We start from the raw sequence: 20613 nt of genomic DNA, 5'->3' as shown, positions 1-20613 counted from the left end.
TCGGTGGTGTGGCGAAGGTCAGGCGGCGACGACGGCGTCGCCGCGGAGGGTGACCGTTCCGTCGGCCAGGGTGACGGTGAGGTCCAGATGGGCCAGGCCGTCCTCGACCTTGGTCACGGTTCCGGTGCACGTCGGCTTCGCGTGCAGCGGGGTGATGGCGGCGAATCGTACACCGTAGGAGCAGAGTCGTTCCTGGGGAACGTAATTGGTCAGCAGTCGGCCGAGGTAGGCCATCGACAGCATGCCGTGGGCGAACACGTCGTCCATGCCACCGGAGCGCGCGACGTCGAGATCGATGTGCATCGGATTGTGGTCACCGGAGGCGCCGGCGTAGAGCGCGAGCGTGGTGCGTCTGATGCCGGCGAGCTGCAATTCCGGGAGGGAGTCGCCTGTTTTCATTTTTCCGCCTTCGGGTTCCGGACGACGAGGGTGTTGGTGAGGCGGGCGATCGGCTCACCGTCGCGGGTGACGTCGACCGTTCGGACGAGGAAGTCCAACGCTCCGTTCTTCTTCGAGTACACGTCGGTGACGGTGCCGTTGTAGGCCAGCGTGTCGCCGGCGTAGGCCGGCGAGTGGTATTTGAACGCCTGCTCGCCGTGCAGCACGTACCGCATGTCGATCCCGAGTTCGCGGATGAGGGCGAACGGGTCCGGCTTCTCCATGTCCAGGCAGAACAGGAAGGTCGGCGGCACGAGTACATCGCGGTGCCCGGCCGCCTTGGCGGCCTCGGTGTCGAAGTAGATCGAGTTGGTCTCGCCGATGGCCTGCGCGAAGAAGCGCAGACGTCCGCGCTCGACGACGACTTCGTGACCGGGGATCACCTTGCCGATGACGGCCGGATCGAGTGCCACGTCAGCCCACCTTCTTGAAGATGCTGACCACACACGCGCCGCCGAGCCCCAAGTTGTGCTGTAGGGCGATCCGCGCGCCCTCCACCTGACGCGCCCCCGCCTGACCGCGAAGTTGCCACACGAGTTCGGCGCACTGGGCCAGTCCGGTGGCGCCGAGCGGGTGCCCCTTGGAGAGCAGACCACCCGACGGGTTGGTGACCACCCGGCCGCCGTAGGTGTTGTCGCCGTCGAGGATGAACTTCTCGGCGGTGCCCTCGGGGGTCAGACCCAGTCCCTCGTAGGTGATGAGCTCGTTGGCGGAGAAGCAGTCGTGCAGTTCGACGACCTGTACGTCCTCGGGGCCGATGCCCGCGGCCTCGTAGACCTGGGCGGCGGCCGCTGCGGTCATGTCGTAGCCGACCACCTTCATCATGTCCCGGTCCTCGAACGTGCTGGCGGTGTCGGTCGTGAGGGCCTGCGCCTCGATCACCACGTCCGCCGCCAGCCCGTGCTTGCGGGCGAACTCTTCGCTGCACACCACTGCCGCTGCGGCGCCGCAGGTCGGTGGGCAGCACTGGTATCTGGTCAAGGGGCCGAAGATGTGCGGCGACTCGAGCACCTGCTCCTCCGTGAGCAGGTCGCGGAAGACGGCATTGGGGTTGTTGGCCGCGTGCTTGCGGGCCTTGACCGAGATCTTCGCGAACGTCTCCGGCTTCGTGCCGTACTTCTGCATGTGGGAAACGCCCGCGCCGCCGAACAGCTGGGCCGCGTGCGGGGACGTCTCGTCGACGCCCTGAATCTCCGTCATCAGGTCGTCGAATCGGAACATCGGCGCCGGGCGGTCGTCCCAGACCCGCTTGAGCGCACCGGGTTTCATCTGCTCGAACCCGACGGCCAGAGCGCACTCGACGGCACCACTGGCGACGGCCTGGCGGGCCAGGTACAGCGCCGACGAGCCGGTGGCGCAGTTGTTGTTGACGTTGAAGACGGGGATTCCGGTCAGCCCGAGTCCGTACAGAGCGGCCTGACCGGCCGTGGAGTCGCCGTACACGTACCCCGCGTAGGCCTGCTGAACGAGGGAGTACTCGATCCCGGCATCACGCAATGCTGCGCGGGCAGCCGTCTCGCCCATGACGTTGTAGTTCTCGCTCTTGCCGGGCTTGGTGAACGGGATCATCCCGACTCCGGCGACGTGGACCTTGCGAGTCATATCTGACCCCTCTCTGATCGAATCAATATTTACTTAACACGACCGGGCGGATTCTGTCCACCACGCTCTCCCCGCCGTCTTGCAGCTGATTTCCTAGCTCAAAGGCGTGATCGCGAGAAGTGTTCGACGTCTTTCAGTGAACTATTGCCCTTTGATGCCGGATGATGATTTACTTTTTCGAACCGGGGTGGTTCGCGTCACAGTTCGCTCCGAGTCCCCGCGTCTCCGCGCCGCGCAGCCGTCGCCATTGCCCGAAAGGATCGATGAGAATGACATCGAGCAAGCAGGACGTTCCCCCCGTTGTGTCACCCGAAGTAGGAGGGGAGTCCCGCGTGCGGGCCTGGGGCCTCACCGGAATTCTGGTGCTGTTGGTCGTCGTCAACTGGGCCGACAAGGCCGTCTTCGGGCTGGTTGCCCAGCCGCTGGCCACAGAGTTCGGTCTGACCTCCGCCCAGATCGGGCTCGTAGGCAGTGCATTTTTCCTGGCATTCACCGTTGGCGGCTTCTTTGCCGGGGTGTTGCACAAGTGGATGTCGTTGCGCTGGCTGCTACTGCTGTTGTGCCTGGCCTGGGCGGCGTCGATGGTGCCGCTGGTGGTCGTTGCCGGCTTCACGATGCTGTTGATCAGCCGGATGGCGCTGGGATTCTTCGAGGGGCCGTCGGGGGCGCTGATCCATACCGGCGCCTACTCCTGGCATCCCGTAGAGAAGCGTGGGCTGCCCGGCGCTTTCCTGGCTTCCGGTGCGTCGATCGCCAAGATTCTGATCGCCCCACTGATGGCCCTGGCCGTCGCGAACTGGGGGTGGCGATCCACGTTCCTCATCCTCGCCATGGTCAGCGTGGTCTGGTCCGTCGTGTGGCTCGTGACCTGGCAAGGAGGGCCCTACGGCAAGCGCCCCGTCAAGAAGGCCGCCGCGAACTTCGACACCGCTGCGCCGACCGCCGACCCCAAGGTGCCATGGTCCCGGATCCTCCGGACACCGACTTTTCTCGGCGCGCTCGCCGCAGTCTTCACCATGTACGCTCTCGTCACTGTCGTGCTGACGTGGTTGCCGTCCTACTTCGAGGTCGGCCTGGGCTATTCGCGGGTGCAGGCCGGCACCATGTTCGGGATCCCCAGCATCGCCGGACTGTTCTTCATGTTCCTGTGCACCTCGGTCAGTGACCGGCTGTTGGTGCGCGGCGCCAGTTCCCGGGTGCTGCGCGGCATCGTGCCGGGAATCGCACTGCTGCTGTGCGGCGTCGCACTGATCACCATGCCGTACATCCAGACGCCCATCGTCGCGGTGATGGTTGTCTCGATCGGCTACGGTGTCGGCACCGTCATCATCCCGCTGTTCAATGCCGCGATCTCGGAGATCTGCCCGCCGCAGCAGATGGCAGGCGTGCTGGGCGTGTTCATGGCGATGATGGCCACCGGCGGCCTGATCGCCCCGTACCTCACCGGCGTCATCGTCGACAATGCCGCCACCCCCGCCGGCGGTTACGCCTCGGCCTTCCAGATCTTCGGCATCGCCGCCGTCATCGGCGCGGTGATCGCCCTCCTCACCGTCAACTCCGACCGCGACCGCGCCCGAATCCTCGGCTGACGCGGCCGCATTCCCCAAACCCGTCCACGTTAGTCCGCAGAAAGAAGGAAAAGACATGCAGCGCATCGTGTTCAACCAGGAACATGAAGACTTCCGCAAAGTCATCCGTGACTTCATCGAGTCGCAGGTCACGCCGAACTTCGCCGACTGGGAGCGCGAGGGCATGGTGCCGCGCGACTTCTACCGTCAGCTCGGCAAGCTGGGCGTGCTCGGAATGACCGTACCCGAGTCCTACGGTGGAGCCGGTGAGACCAGCTTCAAGTACCAGGCGGTGCTCTCCGAGGAGACCGCCCGCGCCGCAGTCAGTTTCGGTGCATTCGGCGTGCACACCGGCCTGGTGCTGCCCTACTTGCTCACCTACGGCACCGAGGAGCAGAAGCAGCGCTGGCTGCCAGGGTTCGTCAGCGGGGACATGATGACCGCCATCGCGATGACCGAGCCGGGCACCGGCTCGGACCTCGCCGGCATCAAGACCACCGCCCGGCTGTCGGAGGACCGCACCCACTACATCCTCAACGGCGCCAAGACCTTCATCACCGGAGGCGTTCAAGCCGACCGCGTCCTCGTCGTCTGCCGCACCTCCCCGGCTACCGAGGAGAACCGCCGCGCCGGCCTCAGCATCCTCGCCGTGGACACCACGAGCGAGGGCTACGAGGTGGGTCGCAAGCTCGAGAAGATCGGCATGCGCACCTCCGACACCGCCGAGCTTTCCTTCACTGACGTGCGGGTGCCTGTCGAGGATCTGCTCGGCGAAGAGGGCGCGGCGTTCGGCTACCTGGCCAACAACCTTCCGCAGGAGCGCCTGATGATCGCGGTCACCACAACCGCCGCCGCCACCGGCGCCATCACGTTCGCCTCCGACTACGTGCGTGACCGCAAGGTGTTCGGCAAGCCCGTCGCCGACTTCCAGAACACCAAATTCGTCATCGCCGAATGCATCGCCAAGGTGGAGGCCGCGCAAGCCATGGTGGACCGGGCCATCGAGCTGCACGAGACCGGCGACCTGAGCGTCGCCGATGCCGCCAAGGCGAAGCTGTTCTGCACCGAGAACGCCGGCGAGATCATCGACAAGTGCCTGCAGCTGCACGGCGGATACGGCTACATGCTCGAATACCCCATCGCCCGGCTGTACGCGGACACCCGCGTCTCGCGGATCTACGGCGGCACCAACGAGGTCATGAAGACGATCATCGCCAAGTCGGCGGGTTTCTGACCCAGTCCCGCAGGAGCTTTCGCCCTCACGAACAGGAGCATTCACGTGATCGATCCCCGGGTCCGCGCCCTCGACTTCGAGACGTACCGGCAGGTGATTCGCGACTTCACCGACGACGAACTGATCCCGCGGGAGCATGAGATGGTCGCCGCCGGTGCGGTGCCCCCGGACCTCGTCCGACGGATGAGCGAGCTCGGTCTGTTCGGCATCACCCTGCCCACCAGCGTCGGGGGTCTGGGGTGGACCGTCGAGCAGCAGGTGCTTCTGACGTTCGAGTTCACCCGATCCTCGGCGGTGTACCGGTCGCGGTTCTCGACGAGCATCGGGCTGGCCGCGCAGATCCTGCTCGAATACGGCACCGACGCGCAGCGCGAGAGGTACCTCCCCGCGATGGCGGCCGGGGAGTGCGTGATGGCCTTCGCGCTCACCGAGGAGTACGCCGGGAGCGACGCGTCCGCGGTACGGACCACCGCGACCCGGACGCGTGGCGGCTACGTCATCGACGGGGAGAAGCGCTACATCACCAACGGCGGGTGGGCGGACGTGCTGGTGGTGTTCGCCCGCACCGAGGACGGCGGTGTCTCGTCGTTCCTGGTGGATCGGGACACTCCCGGCGTGCAGACCCGGTTGCCCGAGTTGATGAACGGTCACGCCGAGGGGCCCGTCGCCGAGGTCAGTCTGCGTGCGGTGCGAGTAGACGCAGACCGGCTGATCGGAGGGGTGGAAGGCCTGGGAATGACGCACGCCATGCGCGGGATCAACCAGGCCCGCACCCACGTCGCGGCCACCGCCGTCGGTCAGGCCACGCGCTTGCTCACCGAGGCCGCACGGCACGCCGGTGAGCGGGAGCAATTCGGGCAACCCCTGGCCGAGTTCGGCGCCGTCCAGACCATGCTCGGTCGCAGCTACGCAGAACTCGAGGCGGGACGGTCGATGATCCTGGATTGCGCCCGCGAATTCGACGCCGGCACCCCGCCGCGGCATCGCATTTCGGCGGCGAAACTCTATTGCACCGAGATGGCATCCGTCGTGGCCGACCGGGCGGTCCAGGTGCTCGGCGGAGCCGGCATCGTGGGCGAACACCCGGTGCCGCGCATGTGGCGTGACGTGCGGGCGCTGCGCATCTACGAGGGTGCCTCGCAGATCCACGAGCGCAACCTCGCTCGGGCACTGCCCACCCTGCTGTCCACCACGCAACCCGCTCGAGTCGGCTGAACATTCAGCGTCACAACATGTTCCATCGCCCAGAAGTAGAGGGAGAATTCATGGCGACCACCACCGGCACCGGACCACTCACCGGTGTCCGCATTGTCGAACTCGCCGGCATCGGTCCCGGCCCGCACGCTGCGACGTTGCTCGCCGACCTCGGCGCCGACGTGGTCCGTGTACAGCGCGCCGGCCTGCTGCCGACAGCCGGGCAGCCCCGCGACCAGACCCACCGCGGCCGCCGCGTCGTCGAAGCGAACCTCAAAGACCCCGCCGACATCGAACTCGTCCTCGGCCTCGTCGAGCGGGCAGACGTGCTCATCGAAGGCTTCCGCCCCGGCGTCACCGAGCGCCTGGGCCTGGGCCCGGACGTCGCACTGGCGCACAACCCGCGCCTGATCTACGGCCGGATGACCGGCTGGGGCCAGGAAGGTCCACTCGCCCAGACGGCCGGCCACGACATCAACTACATCTCGCTGACCGGTGTGCTGCACGCGATCGGCAGGAAGGGCGAGCGCCCGGTGCCGCCGCTGAACATGGTCGGCGACTTCGGCGGCGGCTCGATGTTCCTCGTGTTCGGCATCCTCGCCGCGCTGATCGAGCGTCACACGTCGGGCAAGGGTCAGGTCGTCGACGCGGCCATGGTGGACGGCACCCTGGCGTTGTCGCACATGATCTGGAGCTTCCGCGGTATGGGCCGGTGGTCGGACGAGCGCGGGGTGAACATGCTCGACACCGGTGCGCCGTACTACGACACCTACGAAACCGCGGACGGCCGATACATGGCCGTCGGTGCGGTCGAACCACAGTTCTACGCACTGCTGGTGGAGGGTCTGGGACTCGACCCGGCCGACTTACCGGCCCAGAACGACCGGAGCGGCTGGCCGCAGCTGCAGAAACAGTTCGCCGAGGTGTTCCTCACCAAGACCCGCGACGAGTGGGCGGCGATCTTCGACGGCACCGACGCCTGCACCACCCCGGTGCTGACCTTCGCCGAGGCACCGCAGAACCCGCACATCGCCGCCCGCGGATCCCTCGTCGAACTGGACCGGGTCACCCAGCACCGGCCCGCGCCGCGATTCTCCCGCAGCGAGCCCGGCCTACCCGGCCCCCCGGCCACCGAAGCGGTCGACACCGCCACGCTGTGGAACTGAAGTGACAGCCGACGCGCAGCTCGACGCGGAACAGGCGACAGCCAGATCGGCACACACCGCTCAACCGTTCTTCGCTCGTGCAGGTTCGGGGTACGAGCCGAGGGCGGCCGCCATCAGCGGATGGGCGGCGGACATGGTGTCCGGTCCGGCGGTGCTGGGTTTGCTTGCCCACGCCATCGAGGGTGAGTACAAGCAGGATGAATTCTTCGCCACCCGAGTGACCGCGGATCTCTTTCGTCCGGTGAGGATGGGTCGGATCGATGTTCGATCACGGATCATCCGGTGGGGAAACCGAATTCGACTTGTCGAAGCCGAATTGATTCAGTCGGATGAAGCCGTGGCCAGGGCCACGGTTGCTTTCTACCGGAAATCGAGGAACGCAGCAGGAGCGCATTGGGTCGACTCCCGCGTCCCTCAGCCTCCCTCGCCGGCCGAGCATGTCGGCGAACGGTTGATCGGCACCAGTGGGGAGAATTCCGACTGGGGGCCGTTGCCGCACGGAGGACCGGCTTGGCGAACCTCTGATCGGAAACGGATCTGGACGACAGGGTGGTCGGTGATCGCAGGAGAAGCGACCACCCCCTTCGTGCGTGCAGCAATGATCGCCGACTTGACCAATTTGGTAACCAACATGGGCACCGAGGGCATCGGATACATCAACGGTGACGTCACGCTGGCGCTGACCAGACTGCCGGAGGGGATCGAACTCGGACTGGAAGCCGACAGCCACCGCGCGTGCGACGGAGTCGCGGTGGGCTCGGCAACCATGTTCGACCGCGACGGCCCTCTGGGGATCTGCACCGTTTCCGCCATCGAGAACGACCGCAGAACGCTACAGCGACCACCGCTCGTTCCGGCGGCGCAATCTCACCCGCACCCTGTTGTTACAGCCCCGGCAGTTCGTTCCGGGTGACGTTTTGGCTCCCCTAGGGTGCCTGGTGTGCGTGGCGGCACGACCACATTCTTGAAACCGATCACGACGATCCCGGTCTCGAACGACCGGCATCACGGGGTACGTATCCCAGTCGGGTTTTCGGAATGGAGGAATGGATGTCGCCGAATTGTCATGTCGTTTCTGCGGGTATGGAAACGGTGGAAGGCCGTCTCGACCGGTCCCGGCTGGGGGAGGACGGCTATGTCGTCGTCCACGACGTGCCCGACCGCACCGCTGCAGCGGAAGTGGTTGGCTCCCTGGGTGATCTGGTCCCGCAATACAACGGTCTGCTCACCCACGAGGTGACGTACCGTCCCGGCAACGATCATCGGGCGTACTCGCAGAGCGCGAACACGATTCTGGCGCATACCGAGGCCCCGGGCTGGAATCCCAGCCCGGCGTACCTGGCGCTGTTCTGCCACCGGCAGGCGCGCTGCGGCGGCGGCCACACCGATCTGCTCGACATCCGGCGGCTCGTCGACGCCCTGGAACCGGCCGAGCTCACCTTGATGACGGACGCCGAACTGACCTTCCCGGGCCCGGACGGGGGTGTACGCACCGCGATGCTGGGCGCGGACGACACCGGCCGCACCGCCCTGCGCTTCAGCTACAACCTGCTCACCGCGGCCGACTACGACCCACACCACGACTCCGACGTCGACGACACTCGGCTGCCGCTCGGCCTGGCCGGTCGCAGGTTGGCGCATCGCGTCAGCGACCTGTTCCACGAACTGCGCACCCGCGTGCTGATTCCCGAGAATGCGCTGCTCATCTGGGACAACCAGCGCATGCTGCACGCGCGCTCGGAGTACGCCGACCGCGCCCGTCACCTCACCCGTTTCTGGGCCGGCGACCGGACCCGCGCATGATCATCGACGACCTGCAGTGCTCCGACGCCGACGGCCTGGTCCACCTCCCCGGACTGCCGTCGTTCGACCCCGCCGACGAAGCCGAGAACGCCGTCATCAGCCGCCTCGCCGGCAACTGGCACCGACGGTCGACGGTGAAGCGCGACGAGCCCGACCTCGACGAGTTGTTCGACGCCGGCCGGGCCGACTACCCCGAGGGCATCGTGCCGTTCCGCGACCATCCGACGTGGCAGGCGATGCCCGACGCGCTGCGGTCGCGGCTGCTGAGCTGGGCCTGGATCGCGTACAACCGGCACACGGTGCTCGCCGAGCAACGCGTCGCCAACCCGGCGTTCGCGCTCGTCATGGACGGGGAGTTCCCCGGTCTCGGCGGCCAGGACATGGATATCGCCCTCGCCCAGGCCATGGTCGACGAGCAGTACCACACCCTGATGCACATCAACGCGAGTGCGCTGACCAGACGTAAACGAGGGAACCCGTTCCCCGACAGCGCGTTACCCGAATCCCACACCTCACGGGCACACCGTCGGCTGCGGGCCCGTGCCGCCGAACGCTGGCAGCGCAGCCTGACCACGCTGGCCTTCGCCACGGTGTCCGAGATCTCGATCAACGCGTATCTCGATCTGCTCGCCGACGATCATGACATCCAGGTGGTCAACTCCACCACCGCAAAGCTGCACAACCGGGACGAGTACTGCCACGCATCCATTTCCGACGAGATGGCGAAGCTGGTGTACGACATGCTGGACCCCGTCAAACGCCGATTCTTCCTGGACATGCTGGTCGCCGGACTGAACGCGTTCGTCGCCACGGACTACTCGACGTGGGAGGCGATCTTCCGGATCGAGAAGGTCACCGGATGGGAGAAGATGCTCGCCGACGTGCGGGCCGAGAAGTCCGGTTCGCGGCTCGTGCGCGACTACAGCGGTCTGTATTCGCTGATGTCGGACATGAATGTTCTGGGCGAAGTCGACTTCGACTGGGGCCTGGCGGTGACGGACAAATGACCGTGCTCGATATCGACACCCGCACAGCCCTCGCTCCGCGATCGATCAGCGGCGACCGGCTCCGCAAGCTCGTCGCCGAACGAACCGGCGATCCGACCCTGGGGCACGAGGCCCACGTGGTCTCCCAGGTGCTGCCGTTCAAGGTCAGCAGCTACGTCGTCGACGAACTGATCGACTGGGGCCGTGCGCCGGACGACCCGATCTACCGGCTGACGTTCCCGCACCGCGACATGCTCGAGCCCGAGCACTTCGCGCTGATCGAACGGGCTGTGGCGCAAAGAGATCGGGGCACCGTCCGGCAGGCCGTCGACACGGTCCGGGCCGCGCTGAACCCGCATCCCGGCGACCAGCTGAGCATGAACGTTCCGCAGCACGACGACATCGACGGTTCGGGCATGCAGCACAAGTACGCCGAGACCCTGCTGGTGTTCCCCCGCCAGGGGCAGACCTGCCACAGCTATTGCGGCTACTGCTTCCGCTGGGCGCAGTTCGTCGACACCCCGGACCTGAAGATGGCCATGTCCGGGCCGGAGGCGATGACCCGGTACCTCGACCTGCACCCCGGTATCACCGACGTGCTGTTGACCGGCGGCGACCCACTGGTCATGCGGACCGAGTTGCTGGCCTCGTATCTGCAGCCGCTACTCGAACCGGGGCGAGAACACGTCGAGACGATCCGGATCGGCACGAAGGCCGTCTCGTTCTGGCCGTACCGGCTGTTGGCCGGGCCGGAAGCCGACGACCTGTTGCGGTTGCTCGAGCGGCTGACCGCCGCCGGGAAACACGTCGCGATGATGCTGCACCTGTCGCACGTCGCGGAACTGCAGACCGATGCCGCCCGGACGGCGCTGGCCCGGCTGGCGTCGACCGGCGCGGTGCTCCGCGCTCAGGCGCCGGTGGTGCGTCACGTCAACGACGACCCGCGCACGTGGGCCGACCTCTGGCAGGCGCAGGTCCGCAACCGGGTCGTGCCGTACTACATGTTCGTCGAGCGGGACACCGGTGCGCGACCGTATTTCGGTCTGCCACTGGCGCGAGCGGTCGACATCTACCGCGAAGCGCTGCAACGGGTCTCCGGACTCGGGCGGACCGCGCGGGGTCCGGTGATGTCGGCGTCGCCGGGGAAGGTCGTGGTCGACGGCGTCGTCGATCTCGACGGCGGACGTGCGTTCGCGCTGCGGTTCCTGCAGGCACGCCGGCCCGACCTGGTCGGCAAACCGTTCTTCGCGAAATACGACGAGCACGCGCAGTGGTGGGACGACCTCCGCCCGCACGGCCCGCGCGACCGCGAGTTCTTCGGCGTCGGAGGCACCGCGTGAAGGTCACCGCGCACGAGATCAGCTTGACGCAACGGCATCTGTGGCGCTCTGCCCGAGAAGCGATTCCGGTGCAGCGGGGCCTGGTGGTGGAGGTGGAGCAGGACGGTGTCGCCGGGTTCGGCGAGGCATCCGCGTTCATGACCGACCACTACAACTCGGGCCTGGACCGGATGCACGCGGATCTGCGGCGGATTGCGGCGTTACTGATCGACCTCGGTCCCGACGACCCGTTCGCCGTGTGGCGAGCCCTGTCCGCGGAGCTTCCCGATTCGCCGTTCGTCCTGGCCGCCCTCGACACCGCGGTGCACGACCTGCGGGCACGGCTGCTCGGTGTGCCGCTGTGGCAGTCCCTCGGGCTGGGACGCCCGCAGGAGTTGCGCTCCAGCTTCAGCATCGGGCTCGACGAGACCGAGGTGATGGTCCGCAAACTCCGCGAGCGACCCGGGTGGTCGGCGTACAAGATCAAGCTCGCCGATCCGGGCGACCTCACCGTCGTCAAGGAACTCCGCTGCCATACGACCGCGCCGTTCTCCCTGGACGGCAACTGCGGGTGGGAGCTGTCCCGGCTGCTCCCCGTCCTGCCCGGCCTGCAGGAACTCGGCGTGCAGCTGATCGAGCAGCCGTTTCCGCGCTCGGCGTGGCGCGATGCCCGGATCCTGAAGGAGCGCAGCCCGATCCCGGTGATCGCGGACGAGAGCATCGCGTCGCCGCAAGACCTGGACGCCTGCACCGACGCGTTCGACGGCATCAACGTGAAGCCGATGAAGGCCGGAGGCATCACCCCGTCGCTCGCGCTGCTGCGCCGGGCGCGTGAACGCGGTCTGATCACGATGCTCGGGTGCATGCCCGAATCCGCGGCCGGGGTGTCGGCCACAGCCCATCTCGGGGGATTGGCCGACCACCTGGATGTCGACGCAGTCGATCTTCTGGCGGTGAACACCGGCCGTGGACTGACGCTCGACGGCGCCGGACGCGTCACCCTGCCGGATCGTCCCGGTTCCGGTTACCTTCCCGATCCGGCCGCCCACGGCTGGCGGGTTCGGCCGGTGTCCGCCGCCGACGTGCGACCGATCCGACATACCGTGCTCCGGCCCGGTCAGCCGGCCGAGACCTGCGTCTACCCCGAGGACGCGCACGCCGGCACCCGGCACTTCGCCATCCTCGTCGCGGGGCGCCCGGTCGGCGTGGCCTCGCTGTACCACGAGGATCCCCCCGAAACGCACGCCGTGCCGGGTCTTCTCCCCGGCCGGGGGTGGCGCCTCCGCGGTATGGCCACCCTCGAGGAGGTTCGCGGTACCGGTCCGGGGACCACACTCCTGCGCACCGTACTCACGAACGCCGCGCTGGCCGGCGCCGGTGCGGTCTGGTGCAACGCCCGCACCACCGCCGCCGGCTTCTACGTCAAGCAGGGCTTCCGGATTCTGGGCCCGGAATTCGACATCCCGGGCATCGGGCCCCACGTCTTCATGCATTGGAGTGCTTCATGATCCACCAGACACCGAACACTGGTTCGCTGATCGACGAGCAGGAGGCCCACTGGCTCGCCTCGATCGCACTCGTCGAGGCGGGAGTGCCGGAGGACGACGCCGATCAGGTGGCTGCCGCGCTCGTCGACACCTCCCTGCGCGGCATCGACACCCACGGTCTGCGGCTGCTGCCGCAATACCTGGACGAACTCGCGACCGGCGTCGCGAATGCGGCGGCGTGCCCGACCGTGGTCCGGGACCGTGGGGCCGGACTGCTGCTGGACGCGGACGGCGCACTCGGCGTGCTCGCCGGACTCGCCGCCGCCCGCCTGGCAGCCGACCGGGCCAAGGCCTTCGGCGTCGCGGCGGTGGGTGTGCGCAATTCCAACCACTTCGGCGCGGCGTCGGTGTACACCCGGCACCTGGCCGGGCAGGGGATGATCGGCATCGCCGTCACGTCCGCCGCCTCCCGGGTCGCTCCGTACGGCGGGGTCGAGCCGCTGTTCGGCACCAACCCGATCAGCGTGGCCGCGGGCACGGGGGACGACGGGCTCGCCCTCGACATGGCCACCAGCCAGGTGTGTTTCGGTGAGGTGAAGCACCGCCGGGCCGAGGGGCGACCACTGGGCAGCGGCTGGGCCACCGACCGCGACGGGCAGCCCACCGCGGAACCCGGCGAGGCGTACGCCCTGTCACCCCTCGGCGGCTACAAGGGACAGGGCCTGGCAATGGCGGTCACTCTGCTGGGGGCCGTGTTGACCGGGTCGCCGCCCGACTGGCAGCTCGAGCAAGTGGGTGAGGGAACGCCCGGTCGAAGCCGAGGGGTCGGCCATTTCGTCCTCGCCCTCGATCCCGGAGCGTTCAGCGGGCATGCGCACTTCGCGGCCGGGCTGGCAGACCTGCTCGGCACCGTCCGCGGATCAACGCCCGCCACCGGGACACCGGTGGTGGCCCCGGGCGATCCGCAACGCGCCCACGAGCGCGAACGGCGGGTGCGGGGAATACCGCTCGACCCCCGGACCGCGGAGGTCTTTGCCACGCTGGAAACAACTTTCGACGGATTGGCCGTGACGAGAAAGGAGGCTTCTCGATGATTCTCGTACTGATCAGCCCGCGCGCCGCCGGGCTGCCCTTCGCCCAGTGGCTGCCGGAGATGCGCGGACGTCTGGTGGCGGTCTGCGCCGAGGGATCGGATCCGAGTGAGGGATTCGCCGAGATCGTCACGGTCACCGACTACTACGACGACAACGCGGTGCTGGCCGCCGCTCGGGAACTCGCCGGACGGCACCGGCCGACCGCGGTCTTCGCGCTGGCCGAGGTGGACGTGGAGCGGGCCGCCGGACTGCGCGGCGAACTCGGCCTCCCCGGCCTGGAGACCGCCACGGCAGGGGCCTACCGCGACAAGATCCGGATGAAGGAATTGGCGCAGGCCGCAGGGCTTCTCGTCCCGGCCTTCGCCCCCGTGCGCGGCCCGGCGGACATCGTCGACTTCATGGCCGAGAACCCGGGCCGCGTCGTCGTCAAACCGCGCTGCGGTTCCGGCTCCACCGGCGTGTACGTGCTCGATTCGCCGACGCAGGCAGCCGGACTCACCGACATCGTCACGGCGACACCGTACGAAGTCGAGGAATTCGTCGACGGTGCGGTGCACCACGTGGACGCGTTCCGCGTAGCCGGAGACCCGTTGGCCGCCATCGCATCCCGCTACACCGGCCAGGGGTGCCTCGAGCACTGGACCGACGCCCCGTTCGGCTCCCGGTCGGTCGACACCGCCGACCCGGTCTGCGCACGCCTGGTGGACGAGACCTGGCGGCTCGTCGATGCACTCGGCTCGCCGCTCACCGTCTGCGTGCACGCCGAGTTCTTCGTCACCGCCGGCGGCGACATCGTGCTTTGCGAAGTGGCCGCGCGGATCGGCGGCGGACCGATCCCGACGATGCTCCGCCACGTCCTGGGCATCGACCCCCGGCATCTCTGGGCGCGGGTGGAATGCGGGCTGCCGACCGACCTGGACGCGGTCCGGGACCGGGTGGCGACCGCCCCGCACGCAGCGTTCTACGGCGTGCCGCCGCGCCGGGGCCGGGTGCTGCGACTGCCGGACGCTCCGCCGGGCGTGCACGACTTCACGCTGAACACCCACGTCGGCGACGACTGGACCCCTGCCCGGTACAACGAGCGCAAGTCGGCGGACTTCCTCGCCTACTGGGTAGTGACCGACCCCGATTTCACGGCGCTGGGCAATCGGCTGATCGCCACCGGAGAACAGGTCAGCGCCGGATTCGATTGGGACCGTGCCGAAAGCGAGGGCGCAGCATGACCGCCACCGATGTCGACGGGATCACCGGCAACGTCCTGCCCCGCGGCGCCCGCCCGACTGCCGCCGACTTCGCGGGCATCGCCGACCCGGACATCATCTGGGAGGACGCGCGGTGGTGGCGGTTCACCGAACGCACCGACCTGCACGAGGTGCGATACCTCGAGGTGCGCGCGGACGGCCGGACCGTCGCGGTCGCGCCGCTGCTGATCACGGCGCGGCCAGGGGGCCTGCTCTTCTACGACGCGCCCCGGCTGGCGGGAACCGCAGGGCCGATGGCAGAACCGGAATTGCTCGATCACCCCGATCGGCTGCGCTGGGCCGAGCTGACCGCGGCGCTGTCCGGTGCCCGCGACGATCAGTACCCGTCGGTGGCGCTCGCGACGTTCGGAAACCACCACGGTGTCGCGCACGCGCCCGGCCGTTCCCGCGATCAGCGCCGCGCGGTCATGGCGGCCCTGCCCGGCCTGCTCCACCAGGCCGGCGACGAACTCGGCTGCCGCAGTGCGGCATTGCTGTACGTCGGGTGTCCTGACGCCGACGATGTGGACGGGTCCGCCACCCGCACCGGGTACACGGCGGCCCTGCTGGGCGCCGAGGGTGTGCAGGACCTGAGCGGCCACAGCTGGCCGGAGTACGTCGCGAGCCTGAGCAAACGCCGTCGCGCCCGGCTCCGCAAGGAGGTCGCCGACTACACCGACGTCGGCATCCGCACGGTGGTCCGCTGGGGTGGCGAGGCGATCGACGACGATGTCGTCGCCCTCCAGGTCGCGCACCGGGCCAAGTACGGACTGCCCGGCGGCGAGGACCGGGTCCGACGCGATTTCGACGCCGTCCGTGAAGAATTGGGTGACTCGTGTGTCGTGCTCGGTGCCGAACTCGACGGTCGGCTCGTGGGATTCGTGCTCTACCTCCGCACCCCTGACACGTTGTTCGCCAGGACCGCGGGCTTCGCCCCGGGGATTCGTGGCTGCTACCTGACACTGACCTACCACGAGACGGCGCGCTGGGCGGTGGAGCACGGCATCCGTCGCGTCCACTACGGACTCGCCGCCTACGAGGCCAAGATCGCCCGCGGATGCGAACTGCGACCCCGCTGGGGCTGGTTCGCCTTCCGCGGTGAAGGGGCCGACAAGTATCGAGAGGCTCTGACGCTGCAGTCGCGCAGCATCGAGCGGCGGCTGGACCTGGTCGGTGCACCGGCAGCCCCTGTCCCGTCCCGGCGGCCCGCCGCCACCGAACCGAAAGCAGAACAATGGAACTGATCCCGACCGGCACCGTCTGGATGGACGGTGAATTCGTCGCCTGGGACCAGGCGCAGGTCCACGTGCTGACACCGAGTCTGCACTACGGCTGGGGTGTCTACGAGGGCATCCGGGCCTACGCGACCGACCGCGGTCCGGCCGTGTTCCGGCTGCGCGACCACCTGCGAAGGCTGCACGACTCGGCACGGGTGTACCTGATGGACCCCGGGTGGTCGGTGGACGAGCTCACCGAGATCTCACTCGAACTGCTGCGCCGGACGGGCCTGGACTCCGGTTATCTGCGACCGATCGTCTACCTCGGCTACGGCTCGATGGGTGTCGCGCCCGCGCTGGACACTGCCCGGGTGGCGATCGCGGCGTGGCCGTGGGGTTCGTACCTCGGCGAAACCGCGGACCAGGAGGGCTGCCGACTCGTCGTCAGCAGCTGGCAACGAAACGGTGTCCACTCGGTCCCACCGCTCGCCAAAGCGACGGGAGCCTATGTCAATTCGGCTCTGGCCAAGGTCGGGGCGCTGCGCGCCGGTTACGACGACGCGCTGATGCTCACCTCCACCGGGCACGTGGCCGAAGCGTCCGCCGCGAACATCTTCGCCGTCCGCGACGGTGAGCTGATCACCCCGCCGGTCGGCGACAACATCCTGCCCGGTCTCACCCGCGACACCGTGATCACGCTCGCCCGCGACCTGGGGATCACGGTGAGGGAGCAGAGCCTGACCCGCAGCGAGCTCTACGTCGCCGACGAGGCGTTTCTCACCGGCACGGCCGCCGAGGTGGTCCAGGTGGCGTCGGTCGACGACCGCCCGGTGGCGGCGGGCGGGTGCGGTCCGATCACCAAACAGTTGCGTGACGTCTTCCACGACGTGGTCCGCGGGCGTGAGCCCACCTACCGGCACTGGCTGGAGTTCGCATGAGCACGCGTCTACTGTCTTCGGCCGTACCGGATCGGGTCGCGGCGATCTGGGATGCCGAGGGTCTCGGCATCCTGGAAGGTGCCGTCACCGGATTCGCCAGCGCGGCATACCTGCTCGACGGCAGCGCGTGGGCGAATGCGCGTCGCGAGGAGATCGCCGACCGGGTCGTCGACGTGATGGCCGCCCGGGCGTGGCAGGCCCTCCCGGAGCAGTCGCACGGCCGCGCCCGGAGAGTGGCCCGGCGCTGCATCGCCTACTCCCTTGCCGCGGACACCACCCGCGCCGATGGGAGCGGCACCGCCCGGTCCGACTGCTGGACCCTGACCACCCATGCGTTGGAATTGCTGACGATTCGCGAACACTTCGACGCGGCCGCCCACCGGGCCAGGGAGCTTCTCGGAGCGGCCCCCCAGGGCAGGTTGCTCGCGGCCTGGCAGATGGTGGACGACGCGCTCGGTGCCCTGGACAGAACCCGCCACGAATGGGTGGGGGCAGACCCCGCGACCGTCGCCGCCGCCGGGTGGGTGCTCGTCGACCGGATGAGCCGGCTCCTCATCGCGGCGGCGCTGGTCGCGCAGTCCGCGTCGGCCGAGTCGGCTCAGGACGCCGAACTACTCGTCAACGCGGCCCGGCGGTACGCCTGGAACCACCTGCGGCGTCCGGCGCCCGAGGCGGCGACACCCACCCACGTGCAGCGGTCGGCCGATCTGGTGCACGCCTTCCTGACGCCGGGGAGCATCCCGTGAACGCCCGCCTGCGACGGCTGGGTGATGCGCTGCTCCCCGACAGCCCGGCCGGTCGCACGCTCGCCGTCGGCGCCGGCATCGACTCGCTGGGCACCGGGATGTTCTTCGCGTCCTTCGCCCTATACTTCATCGGCGTCGTCGGTCTCACCGCGAACCAGATCGCCCTGGCCACCACGACAGCGGGTGCGCTCGCCCTGCTCGCCCCGGTGCCCCTCGGCAGGCTGGCCGACCGGGTGGGACCGGGCCGGTTCTATGTGGCCCTCCTGCTGGTGCGCGGTATCGGTTACGGATGCTTCGCGGTCGTATCCGACTTCACCGGCTACCTGGTGCTCACCGTGCTGCTCACCGCGGCCGACCGGGCGAGCAGCCCGATCCAGCAGGCCGTCGTGACGGCAGTGATCGGCGGCCGCGACCGGACCCGGACGATGGCCACCATCCGCGCCATCCGGAACGTGGGTCTCACCGCGGGGTTCCTGCTGGCGGGCGTCGTCTTCGTGACCGGCACCTCCGCCGCGTTCACGGCGCTGTTCCTGGGCAACGGAATCTCCTTCGTGGTCATCGCGTTCGCCGTCCGGTTCGTACTCCGGAGGACGGGAACGGTGGTGCAACGTAAGGCTCTCCCGGCTGATCCCGGGCCGGCCGGAACCGCGGTGCGCTCGCCGTTCCGCGACTGGTGGTTCATGGTCTTCACGGTCGGCAACGGTGTGCTGTCGCTGTACGACACCGTGCTGATCGTTCTGCTCCCGATCTGGGTCATCGAGTACACGTCGGTGCCGCTCGGGTGGGTTCCGGTGCTCATGGCGGTCAACACCGTGCTGACGGTGGTCCTGCAGGTCTACGTCTCCCGGTTCGCCGACGGCACGACCGCGGCGGCGCGACTCCTGACGTGGACCGGGGCGCTGATGGCCTTCTGCTGCGGTGCACTCGCCGTCGGCCAGATGGCCGACACCGGACCGGCGATCGCCGCCGTCGTCGTTGCGGTGGTGGCACTGTCGATCGCCGAGAACATCCACTCCGTGGCCGCCTGGGAACTGTCGGCCGAACTGTCCCCGCAGCCGGCCGTGGCCCGCTATCTCGGCGCGTTCAGCCTCGGCATGACGGGCCAGAAGGTGCTCGGCCCCGCCGTTCTGGTCGTCGTCCTGTTGCCGGCCGGTCTCCTGGCGTGGCCCGTCCTGGCCGGGACGTTCGGCGCCGCGGCACTGGTCTCCCGGACGGCGGCGCGTCGCAGTCTCGCGGAACGCGCACGGACGAAGGAACGCCCGGCCGGCGACCTTCCTGCACTGTCTCCCTTCTCGCTACTCGAGGTGAAGAAATGACCGAACACGTCCTCGTCGTCGGCAGCGGCCGCGACCTCCCGGGCCGGGTCCGCGACGCCCTTCCCGGCACACAGACCTCGGTGATCTGCCGACTGGAATTCGTCGCCAAGCTTCGCTGTCTGACCGAGCACTCGCGGGTCATCGCCGTGCGGCACGACGCGCCGGACGAGGAGTGGATCGCCCTGGCCGCGGCCGCGCATGCGCAGCATCCGTTCACCCGGATCGCCACGTTCGGCGAGCGCGACCAGGACCGCTGCGCCGCGATCGGGGAGGCCCTCGGTCTGTCCACCCATTCACGCCGCACCGTGACGTCGGTCCACGACAAGAACGCCATGCGGGCCGCGCTTCGCGAGTCCGGCGTCGACGCCACCGCCTCCGCCGTCGTCGCCGACGTGGAGGCGTTGCGTTCCTTCGCGTTCGAACACGGGTTTCCGTGCGTCGTCAAACCGGTGTGCGGCGCGGGCAGCGCCGGGGTGGCCGTGGTTCGGGAGGAGAGCGCACTGGCCGCGGCGTTCGCGCGCGCCGGGGGCGACTTCGACGGCCTGACTACCAGCGGGGTGCTCGTCGAGCGGTTCCACGAGGGCCCGCAGTTCAGCGTGGAGGCCTTCTCGGAATGCGGCGAACACCAGATCGTCGCCGTCACTCGCAAGTTCTCCGACCCGGCGACCTTCGTCGAACTCGGGCACGTGGCACCGGCAGCCCTCTCCGCGGAGCAGGAAGAACGGATCCATACGTACGTGACGAGTGTGCTCGACGCCGTCGGTGTGGAGTTCGGTGCGACCCACACCGAGATCGTGCTCACCCCGACCGGTCCCCGGGTGATCGAAACCCATGTGCGGATGGGCGGCGACGAGATACCGTCCCTGGCCCTCGATGCCACCGGCGTGGACCTCGCCGAATGCGTTGTGCGGCAGACCGTCGGGGAGAAGGTTCTACCCGGGATCCGGGCCGTCCTCGCCGAGGAGCGGCCGGCCCGCTGTTCCGCGATCTGGTTCGCCGCCGCACCGGTCGCGGGTGTTCTCACCGATGTCAGCGGCGTCGACGACGCCCGGAACGTCGACGGCGTGACCGACGTACAACTCCTGGTCCGCCCGGGCGGCGCGGTCAGCGTCCTGGAATCGTCCGATTCGCGTGTCGCATGCGCACGCGCGGTCGGGGACACCGCCGAGCAGGCGCTCGACGCCGCCCGGGAGGCCGTGTCACGCCTCGAATTTCAGGTGCGCGTGGCCGCCGCGAGCACGGTGACGGTGTGATCGCGCAGATG

The 20613-nt window shown here is 68.6% G+C and carries 19 protein-coding genes; 16 read left to right on the top strand and 3 right to left on the bottom strand.

All coding sequences use genetic code 11. The annotated features are described in order from the left end of the window. Positions 1 to 18: 18 nt before the first annotated feature. The 3 genes from QM841_RS12725 to QM841_RS12715 are packed head-to-tail and all read right to left on the bottom strand — an operon-like array spanning position 19 to position 2040. Positions 19 to 399, bottom strand: a complete 381-nt coding sequence (locus tag QM841_RS12725; RefSeq protein WP_283332269.1) for a MaoC/PaaZ C-terminal domain-containing protein — start codon at positions 397 to 399, stop codon at positions 19 to 21. Beyond that, on the bottom strand, positions 396 to 851 hold the full coding sequence (locus tag QM841_RS12720) for a MaoC family dehydratase N-terminal domain-containing protein (protein WP_283332268.1): 456 nt from the start codon (positions 849 to 851) through the stop codon (positions 396 to 398). Before QM841_RS12720 ends, QM841_RS12725 begins: the two co-directional genes overlap by 4 nt. Position 852: 1 nt before the next feature. Then, positions 853 to 2040: a lipid-transfer protein gene (locus QM841_RS12715; protein WP_283332267.1), complete on the bottom strand. Its 1188-nt coding sequence runs from the start codon at positions 2038 to 2040 to the stop codon at positions 853 to 855. Between the two features lie 269 nt (positions 2041 to 2309). Here QM841_RS12715 and QM841_RS12710 point away from each other — a divergent pair, with 269 nt between their 5' ends. The 16 genes from QM841_RS12710 to QM841_RS12635 all read left to right on the top strand — a co-directional run bounded on the left by QM841_RS12710 (position 2310) and on the right by QM841_RS12635 (position 20602). After that, positions 2310 to 3629 (top strand): MFS transporter, encoded by a 1320-nt coding sequence (locus QM841_RS12710; protein ID WP_502943255.1) that lies wholly within the window; start codon positions 2310 to 2312, stop codon positions 3627 to 3629. A 55-nt stretch (positions 3630 to 3684) separates the two neighbouring features. Continuing rightward, positions 3685 to 4842: an acyl-CoA dehydrogenase family protein gene (locus QM841_RS12705; protein WP_283332266.1), complete on the top strand. Its 1158-nt coding sequence runs from the start codon at positions 3685 to 3687 to the stop codon at positions 4840 to 4842. 45 nt (positions 4843 to 4887) lie between these two features. After that, the gene (locus QM841_RS12700) at positions 4888 to 6057 is read left to right on the top strand and encodes an acyl-CoA dehydrogenase family protein (RefSeq protein WP_283332265.1); all 1170 of its coding nucleotides are present in this window, start codon (positions 4888 to 4890) and stop codon (positions 6055 to 6057) included. Positions 6058 to 6107: 50 nt separating this feature from the next. Continuing rightward, positions 6108 to 7202 carry a CaiB/BaiF CoA transferase family protein gene (locus tag QM841_RS12695; protein WP_283332264.1) on the top strand — a complete coding sequence of 365 codons (1095 nt, stop codon included), beginning with the start codon at positions 6108 to 6110 and terminating at the stop codon, positions 7200 to 7202. Position 7203: 1 nt separating this feature from the next. Beyond that, a complete protein-coding gene (locus QM841_RS12690; RefSeq protein WP_283332263.1) occupies positions 7204 to 8115 on the top strand; it encodes an acyl-CoA thioesterase domain-containing protein in 912 nt (303 codons plus the stop codon). 170 nt (positions 8116 to 8285) lie between these two features. Continuing rightward, positions 8286 to 9005: a TauD/TfdA family dioxygenase gene (locus QM841_RS12685; protein ID WP_283332262.1), complete on the top strand. Its 720-nt coding sequence runs from the start codon at positions 8286 to 8288 to the stop codon at positions 9003 to 9005. Continuing rightward, on the top strand, positions 9002 to 10012 hold the full coding sequence (locus tag QM841_RS12680; protein ID WP_283332261.1) for an AurF N-oxygenase family protein: 1011 nt from the start codon (positions 9002 to 9004) through the stop codon (positions 10010 to 10012). Before QM841_RS12685 ends, QM841_RS12680 begins: the two co-directional genes overlap by 4 nt. After that, positions 10009 to 11331, top strand: a complete 1323-nt coding sequence (locus tag QM841_RS12675) for a KamA family radical SAM protein (RefSeq protein ID WP_283332260.1) — start codon at positions 10009 to 10011, stop codon at positions 11329 to 11331. Before QM841_RS12680 ends, QM841_RS12675 begins: the two co-directional genes overlap by 4 nt. Continuing rightward, positions 11328 to 12818, top strand: coding sequence for a GNAT family N-acetyltransferase (locus QM841_RS12670; protein ID WP_283332259.1), 1491 nt, complete (start codon positions 11328 to 11330; stop codon positions 12816 to 12818). The genes QM841_RS12675 and QM841_RS12670 overlap by 4 nt, the downstream gene beginning before the upstream one ends. Next, positions 12815 to 13891 carry an Ldh family oxidoreductase gene (locus tag QM841_RS12665; RefSeq protein ID WP_283332258.1) on the top strand — a complete coding sequence of 359 codons (1077 nt, stop codon included), beginning with the start codon at positions 12815 to 12817 and terminating at the stop codon, positions 13889 to 13891. Before QM841_RS12670 ends, QM841_RS12665 begins: the two co-directional genes overlap by 4 nt. Next, entirely contained in the window at positions 13888 to 15114 is a 1227-nt protein-coding gene (locus QM841_RS12660) for an ATP-grasp domain-containing protein (protein ID WP_283332257.1), read from the top strand. The genes QM841_RS12665 and QM841_RS12660 overlap by 4 nt, the downstream gene beginning before the upstream one ends. After that, positions 15111 to 16376 (top strand): GNAT family N-acetyltransferase, encoded by a 1266-nt coding sequence (locus QM841_RS12655; protein ID WP_283332256.1) that lies wholly within the window; start codon positions 15111 to 15113, stop codon positions 16374 to 16376. Before QM841_RS12660 ends, QM841_RS12655 begins: the two co-directional genes overlap by 4 nt. Next, positions 16367 to 17287 carry a branched-chain amino acid transaminase gene (locus QM841_RS12650; RefSeq protein WP_283332255.1) on the top strand — a complete coding sequence of 307 codons (921 nt, stop codon included), beginning with the start codon at positions 16367 to 16369 and terminating at the stop codon, positions 17285 to 17287. The genes QM841_RS12655 and QM841_RS12650 overlap by 10 nt, the downstream gene beginning before the upstream one ends. Then, complete coding sequence (locus tag QM841_RS12645; protein WP_283332254.1) at positions 17284 to 18033, top strand: hypothetical protein; 750 nt, start codon at positions 17284 to 17286, stop codon at positions 18031 to 18033. The genes QM841_RS12650 and QM841_RS12645 overlap by 4 nt, the downstream gene beginning before the upstream one ends. Next, on the top strand, positions 18030 to 19349 hold the full coding sequence (locus QM841_RS12640; protein ID WP_283332253.1) for an MFS transporter: 1320 nt from the start codon (positions 18030 to 18032) through the stop codon (positions 19347 to 19349). The genes QM841_RS12645 and QM841_RS12640 overlap by 4 nt, the downstream gene beginning before the upstream one ends. Then, positions 19346 to 20602, top strand: a complete 1257-nt coding sequence (locus tag QM841_RS12635) for an ATP-grasp domain-containing protein (protein ID WP_283332252.1) — start codon at positions 19346 to 19348, stop codon at positions 20600 to 20602. Before QM841_RS12640 ends, QM841_RS12635 begins: the two co-directional genes overlap by 4 nt. The last annotated feature ends 11 nt before the right edge of the window (positions 20603 to 20613 follow it).

It is taken from the genome of Rhodococcus sp. IEGM 1307 (genome assembly GCF_030056915.1).
Lineage (GTDB): Bacteria > Actinomycetota > Actinomycetes > Mycobacteriales > Mycobacteriaceae > Rhodococcus_F > Rhodococcus_F opacus_D.
This window is presented reverse-complemented; position numbering and strand designations above follow the sequence as displayed.

Coding starts and splice junctions, on each gene's coding strand:
- QM841_RS12635 (WP_283332252.1), top strand. CDS start 19,346: ATGACCGAACACGTCCTCGTCGTCGGCAGCGGCCGCGACCTCCCGGGC.
- QM841_RS12675 (WP_283332260.1), top strand. CDS start 10,009: ATGACCGTGCTCGATATCGACACCCGCACAGCCCTCGCTCCGCGATCG.
- QM841_RS12645 (WP_283332254.1), top strand. CDS start 17,284: ATGAGCACGCGTCTACTGTCTTCGGCCGTACCGGATCGGGTCGCGGCG.
- QM841_RS12680 (WP_283332261.1), top strand. CDS start 9,002: ATGATCATCGACGACCTGCAGTGCTCCGACGCCGACGGCCTGGTCCAC.
- QM841_RS12715 (WP_283332267.1), bottom strand. CDS start 2,040: ATGACTCGCAAGGTCCACGTCGCCGGAGTCGGGATGATCCCGTTCACC.
- QM841_RS12665 (WP_283332258.1), top strand. CDS start 12,815: ATGATCCACCAGACACCGAACACTGGTTCGCTGATCGACGAGCAGGAG.
- QM841_RS12685 (WP_283332262.1), top strand. CDS start 8,286: ATGGAAACGGTGGAAGGCCGTCTCGACCGGTCCCGGCTGGGGGAGGAC.
- QM841_RS12725 (WP_283332269.1), bottom strand. CDS start 399: ATGAAAACAGGCGACTCCCTCCCGGAATTGCAGCTCGCCGGCATCAGA.
- QM841_RS12655 (WP_283332256.1), top strand. CDS start 15,111: ATGACCGCCACCGATGTCGACGGGATCACCGGCAACGTCCTGCCCCGC.
- QM841_RS12710 (WP_502943255.1), top strand. CDS start 2,310: ATGACATCGAGCAAGCAGGACGTTCCCCCCGTTGTGTCACCCGAAGTA.
- QM841_RS12705 (WP_283332266.1), top strand. CDS start 3,685: ATGCAGCGCATCGTGTTCAACCAGGAACATGAAGACTTCCGCAAAGTC.
- QM841_RS12660 (WP_283332257.1), top strand. CDS start 13,888: ATGATTCTCGTACTGATCAGCCCGCGCGCCGCCGGGCTGCCCTTCGCC.
- QM841_RS12650 (WP_283332255.1), top strand. CDS start 16,367: ATGGAACTGATCCCGACCGGCACCGTCTGGATGGACGGTGAATTCGTC.
- QM841_RS12695 (WP_283332264.1), top strand. CDS start 6,108: ATGGCGACCACCACCGGCACCGGACCACTCACCGGTGTCCGCATTGTC.